This window comes from Candidatus Latescibacter sp., assembly GCA_030692375.1.
In the GTDB taxonomy this organism is placed as follows: domain Bacteria; phylum Latescibacterota; class Latescibacteria; order Latescibacterales; family Latescibacteraceae; genus JAUYCD01.
Genome location: JAUYCD010000199.1, coordinates 1 through 6,312, shown reverse-complemented (window position 1 = coordinate 6,312; position 6,312 = coordinate 1). Strand labels below are relative to the sequence as shown.

Genomic DNA, 6,312 nt, shown 5'->3' with positions numbered 1-6,312 from the left:
TGACAAATTTATAATGTAATATTATTTTGCGTATATGCAATGATTTATATCTCATACTGAGGCTTTTGCAAAAGTCGTTTTATACATAAAAAGAATACGAGTTTTTTTGACTACAGCCCCCTATCCCTCGGTCCCTTTCCCCCTGAAGGGGGCAAGGGAAGTCGTTGCTCAACAGTCATTGCTGCTTCGCAGGCACGATGAAGCCGTGTCCTGCCCCCTCCGGGGGAAGGATGTCCGAAGGACAGGAAGGGGGCTGCGTCAAACAATCTCGACTTTTGCAAAAGGCTCCATATAATAAAGTAATTTGGGAGAAAATGTGCAAGGCGTCTTATACCGCAGTTTCATACCTCAAGAGTGTTATATAGAAACTATATAAACAATAGTTAGCTATACATAAGCGAGTGCTAAATGGCAATTAAAATCACCGAAATAACAAGAAGGGATATTTTAGATTCCATTTTATTGGAACAGATTAACTTGTATGGCCGTCTTGAAGAAATTGAGTTTCTCGCAAGAATATGGGATTTGAATTCAATGCCATCCACAGACGTTCGATTTGAAAATGTTTTAGGCGACATCTGGCAGCACACTGTAAACAATGATGACTGGGAGCGTGGGTGGATTTTTAGTGACGATAGATTTAACCTTCTAAGAGGAGATGATGAAACTTTTTTAAGGTTCCTATGTGAAACTATCCATCCAGTCGTGCGAACAGATGTAACTGAGTGTGAAAGGCTAAGTCAGCTTTATAACAATTTTCTGAAGAATGATGGATACCAAATAGCTGAGAAAACAAGGATATCCGGTAAGCCTGTGTTTGTAGGCCGTTACATTGGAACTGCGGTGACACCTGGAATCAACGCAGCAAAGGAAATATTATTAGGAACTGATGTAGGTTATGTATCTCAGCAAATTACTCGAATGGAAGCTGCCGTTAATCAAGATCCAGAACTGGCAATTGGAACTGCAAAAGAATTGGTCGAAACATGCTGCAAAAGCATCTTAAATGAATGCAGCGTGTCTTTTTCCAAAGGTGATGATCTCCTCAAGCTTGTTAAGAGCACGGTGCAACAACTTGAGCTAACCCCAGCTAATATTCCAGATCGGGCTAAGGCAAGTGATACGATTAAACGCTTGCTCAGTAATTTAGCATCAATTACTCAAGGTGTTGCTGAGCTAAGAAACCACTATGGAACTGGTCATGGTAAGTTAAGCGCAAATAAAGGATTACAGCCGCGGCATGCTAAATTGGCGGTAGGCGCAGCATCAACACTTGCTGTTTTTCTTGCTGAAACGCACAAAGTTAGAAGAACGAATGACAGCTAACCATTAAATCCACCGGACGCTCGTACCTCGCGCCGGTGATTTTTTCGGTTAGACAACCTCAACATTGTAGTAGCAGAAATTTAAATTTTGTGGTATAATTCAGATTATGAACAGAGAACGAAGAAAGGTTGTATTTCTTCTATTGGCATATTTTATAACACCAATAGATGATGGAGGTTGAAGATGGAGATATATCTCTTTGTTACACTTGGGATAGCATCAATAGTAGGTGTAGTTTTCTTGATATTTTTCAAGCTTCAAGACAGAAAAAAGCATATTCATTAGAGTCAAATCTGCCAACAGGAAAAAGGATAGTTCTTCTGTGCGAATGGTGTTAACGTAAAGGTTTCCAGCGAAGATACGGGGGCTTCATTGTTGACAAGAATTGACGTGGTGCAAAGAATGAAGGCCATATTTTGAATCGGGTGTTGTCATGATAACCGACACAGAAATTAAATTGAGAGGAATCCAGATTCTCGCAGAACATCTTGGCGATGTTGAAGCAGAACGGTTTATTGCACTTATTCAGAGAGAGCCTTTTGATTATACAAATTGGAGACAAGGCATGGATGAAGATTTATCCATAGAAGAAATCAGCAAAAGGGCGATGACCTTGAGGATGAAGAACACCGAACAATAGGGTCACTGCTGTCGGCTTGCGTCAAGGCCCAGGGCGGCGCGGCTTACCCTTACGTTCATAAGGTTGCTCTTCGCCTTCCCCAGAGTGTTGAAATATAAAAAAGGCCGCAGGATTTTGAGAGCCTGCGGCCATGTGTTCGTGCGTGTCCTCGATTATTTCTCGAAACCTTCCCGTAAAAAAATCACGAGAAAATTACAGCGGTTTCACCGAACTCACTTCGACAATGCCTTTTTCAATCGCTTTGTTCTTGAAAAGCGTCTTGGCTGCGTACACACCCCTGTCGAAGCAGGTTAACGCATAGGCGACACAGTTCGGACCGATGAGAGTTCCGGGCGCCAGAACGGAACTGCAGCCGATCTGGCTGTTATCTCCCAGAATCACACCCATCTTGATAATGCCGAGATCATAGTATTTCCCATCGATTGTCACGAGCACGTTCGTCCGTTTGGAACGCTCTCTCAGCCCCTGGAATATTCCAAGATTTGCGGCGGTAACCTGGTTCCCGAAATGGGTATTGTACCCGCAGATGCTGTCCCCGAGATAACTCGGATGCGGGAAATTCGCTCCCTCCATCATGACCGTATTCTTGAGCTCTCCGCGAAATGCGCAGCCGTCTCCGCCTTTTCCGACGATCACATTTCCACGGAAATAGGCGCCGAACCGTATCTCGTTGCCCTCACCGATGATCAAGGGGCCTTTTAAACCGGTGCCGGGCTCGACCATGGTCTTGGGACCGATGTATATGTCCCCCTCATCGAGGAAAATATTCGCTCCTTCGACCGATGCGCCTTTGGCAATATAGAGGGTGAAAGCTTTGGATGCATCGGCGACACCGCGGACATACGCCGGTTCATACACAGCGCCCTCTTCGAGAATCACTTGAAAATTGCCGATTTTCAGGCCGTTTTTCGAATTATTGACGAGAGTTTTGATCCCGCTCTGGCCTTTTGCTCCGGCGATTTTTTCAGCCAGCCATTTCTTGGCATAATTACCGATGTCTTTGCCGAGCACATCGATAACAGATTTCTTTCCCGCAAACAATGACTGGTGCTCGAACGGGTGCGCCTTGAAATCAAAATACGATTCCACCTTTAACGCCGCCGGCACATCAGCCGGCGCCAGTTCTGCAAGTTTGATAGGATTGTTCTTGTCTCCCGCCGCCATTGCTACCCCCTTTTGCTTTCTTTGATTTTTTCGAGTGTTTGATCGTGTAAAACCTGGGTTCTGCTTACCAAAACATCAAAAACTTTCTCATATTCTTCAGACGGTTTTTGTACCTTGTTCCCATCGAAATCGGAGACTATCAGACCGGCCTCCTGGGCGATCTGAATTCCGGAGAAGATATCCACATATGGTTGTTTCCGAGCAAAATATACATCGATCTGTCCGGCCGCCGCTTCTGCAAAGGCATAAGGACCGCCGTTCGGATGCAGCATCTTGAATGCATTGAGCACCACGCGGTATTCATCGACTAACGGCAGCAGGAATTTGTGCGGTTTCAATACATACGATTCAACACAGCATTTCCCTATGGCGGATGCAGGTTTGCCATTTCTCTTCGTTCTGTAGTCCTCGTTCAAACGCTGGACATTATTAATTTTATCGTTCTCCAAGTGAGCTATAAAAGCTCCTTTGCCGTTGGCAAATGCCAGATCTTTGTTAAAAACATCCCCTGTTACCGTCGATACAGGATTAAAATCGGCATCATAGAGCGCCAGGGAGCTGTACTGCATAAACGGCAGCCCTCTCTTATACAGCCAGCTTCCATCGAAAGGATCGGAAATTCCAAAGAATTTCTTGCCCTTTTTGCCTTCAGTAAGATCGACTTTTCCCGCTTCTTCAGAAAGTAATACCACCGGATGAGAGCATTCCTTTAATCTTCTGATATATGCTCCCTCCGCAGCTTCATCTACCCCGTATACCTCGGCGTCCCAGCTTTTCCATTCTCCCTGCCTGGTTTGAATAACGATACTGCCGCTTTCCTTGCCCTGCAGATCCTGGAGAATATCCAAAACTTCCGCCACAATTGCCAGATTCAGAGCGGTTAAATCATCGACGCCCTCGGTTTTGGCAAAGTTTTCTTTCCTTTTCTCGAATAACGTGTCGTTGCTCATGTTTCATTCTCCACATCGTTGTTTTGGTTTTATTCAAACAGGATGGCATTTGAACTTATTCTATAAATTAGATAAAAACGTAACGCCAAAACATGGTTATTTTGTGTGTATCAGTGCTATTATTTATCCTAATTTGCAAGGTGATATAAAAATAATAACTGTCGGGTATACATACCCTAGTTATTGGAGTTATTGAGTTTCTGACTATTACCTGATGTTTTTCTGACGGTATTGCTCCGGTGATCAAAGAGTGACATCTGATGACGTCATGCCGAACTTGTTTCGGCATCTATTCCAAATATTGATATCAATATTTATTCGCCGGAGCAATAATATTTTCTCAAGGGAATATATTAAAAATTTTGAACGAGAGTCAAGAAATATTTTCCCGTCCGGAAATCAATTTTTTCTAGTATATTATACCCGCAGCGTTGGTTCTTTTCCCCGCAGCAGTCTGCGAAAGCGATACTTTTTTCATGTAACCCTTTATGCGAGAGTTTAAGATGTATGATTTGGTGATTAACGGAACTGCAATTTATGAAAAAAAAGACAAACTCGTTGCCGAAGATGTCAGTATAGGTATTTCTCAAGGAGTAATCGAGAAAATATCAACTGACGAATTAGAAGGGAAAAAAATAATTCATATTGCCGATAACGAGCTCTTAATGCCAGCCTTCTATGGGACACATTCACACGGCGGCGGGAACCTGACTGCTCCTGCACTTGGGAAATATGATGCGGCCCTGGGCAGGTTTCTTTTTGATGAAGCGGAAATTGCTGCAAATATTGGAGAAATGCTCCTCGCTCATCTTAATGACGGTACAACGGCGATCAATATAACTGCAATGGCATGTCCCATGTTTCAGCTTGAATCGTTTTTAAAAGCTTCGGCCGGTTTTATCAACAAACCCGGCAGGGCAGCATATATGTTTGCAGATTTTGAAAGTATCTATTTCGGGCCTGATAATCCCAAAGGCGAAATTCATGGCGCTCCCATAATGTACAATCCCAATCTGGGGGCGCAATCAAGCGAGTACATGGTAAGACCGTCCCGTGAACGTTACAAGAGATTGGAAGAGATCGCGAAAGGGCGGATCGGAAGGGTCTGCGTCGGAATGGACTGGGATGCGGATGATAGCAGTAAGCCTGCCAGAAACCTGATTGAATATCTAGTCGATCAGGGAACTGTTGTCGGATTCGGACATACCAATGCCACTAAATCGGTGATAAAAGAAGGAATCATATCCGGGGGAAAATATGTCTGGGTTCATGCAACCAACGGTCACACCACTGCAACAGGCAAGAAAAGGATGCTTACGATACTCCCCTGCATCGGCGAGCTGGTAGATTCTGCAGAAGAGAGGGACGCTTCTTTTTATGCAGAGATCATCACCGATAACAGGCATGTCGATCCAAGAGCAGCATTGTGGGTGCGTTCCATATTCGGGCCTGATAAAATGATACTAGTAGATGACAATATAGGACACACTCATACGAAACTTCCTGAAGGGGTTGACAGAGTGGTGTTCGGAGGAACAGAGGCGGTGCTGTCTGAAGACGGGAAAGTATTTGTAGTGAACGACGGCACAGGAAATACCTATTGCGGGAGCAATGCAACAATGTGGAGATGTGCGGTAAATTATGCCAATATGCTGATGAGAATTGAAGAAAACGGAAAAGCTCCGATACCTGCTTACAGGGGACCGAAAGAAAGGCACGACCCGCTTGATATAGAGAAAGCCCTTATCGAGGTTTCAATGGCGGCTTCCATGAATCCTGCAAAGTTATATGGCCTGAATGACAGAGGCAGTATAGCGCCCGGCAAGGTTGCAGACCTTCTGGTTGTCGAAAAAATAAAAGAGGATTATCCTATACAGTTAAGATTGAAAAGGATAATACAGGATGGAAAAGAAATAACCATTGACCAGACGGGATATGAAGATTAGCGGTTTCAACTACCAAAGCCTCACAATTTCCGTTGTTACGTCTTCGGCGGTCTTTTGTTTTACCTGGCCTATAAGCGTGTATTTGCTGGTACGTTCGACCAGCGTCACAAGGAATCCCCAATAATACTTTCGGTGTGTTTCTTTCTAACCTGAATTATTCATAAACGTACATAAGTATTATCTCAACTTATTTTCAAACAAATACTTAAGCATATTTATAAGGCAGCCCCCTATATCCCCCGGAGGGGGACTTAACATGGTAAAGATAATAACATGTAAGTTCAAC

The 6,312-nt window shown here is 43.9% G+C and carries 5 protein-coding genes; 3 read left to right on the top strand and 2 right to left on the bottom strand.

The annotated features are described in order from the left end of the window. Nucleotides 1–408 precede the first annotated feature (408 nt). Together Q8O92_12060 and Q8O92_12055 are read left to right on the top strand one after the other, a co-directional pair. Nucleotides 409–1,326 carry an abortive infection family protein gene (locus Q8O92_12060; protein ID MDP2984049.1) on the top strand — a complete coding sequence of 306 codons (918 nt, stop codon included), beginning with the start codon at nt 409–411 and terminating at the stop codon, nt 1,324–1,326. A gap of 433 nt (nt 1,327–1,759) precedes the next feature. Then, nucleotides 1,760–1,966 carry a hypothetical protein gene (locus Q8O92_12055; protein MDP2984048.1) on the top strand — a complete coding sequence of 69 codons (207 nt, stop codon included), beginning with the start codon at nt 1,760–1,762 and terminating at the stop codon, nt 1,964–1,966. Nucleotides 1,967–2,158: 192 nt separating this feature from the next. Here the strand turns inward: Q8O92_12055 and Q8O92_12050 are convergent, their stop codons facing one another. Both Q8O92_12050 and Q8O92_12045 read right to left on the bottom strand, forming a co-directional pair. Then, nucleotides 2,159–3,130, bottom strand: a complete 972-nt coding sequence (locus Q8O92_12050; GenBank protein MDP2984047.1) for a hypothetical protein — start codon at nt 3,128–3,130, stop codon at nt 2,159–2,161. A 2-nt stretch (nt 3,131–3,132) separates the two neighbouring features. Next, nucleotides 3,133–4,080 (bottom strand): inositol monophosphatase family protein, encoded by a 948-nt coding sequence (locus Q8O92_12045; GenBank protein ID MDP2984046.1) that lies wholly within the window; start codon nt 4,078–4,080, stop codon nt 3,133–3,135. Between the two features lie 503 nt (nt 4,081–4,583). On the opposite strand from Q8O92_12045, the gene Q8O92_12040 reads away from it, so the two are divergent. Beyond that, nucleotides 4,584–6,026 carry an amidohydrolase family protein gene (locus Q8O92_12040; GenBank protein ID MDP2984045.1) on the top strand — a complete coding sequence of 481 codons (1,443 nt, stop codon included), beginning with the start codon at nt 4,584–4,586 and terminating at the stop codon, nt 6,024–6,026. The last annotated feature ends 286 nt before the right edge of the window (nt 6,027–6,312 follow it).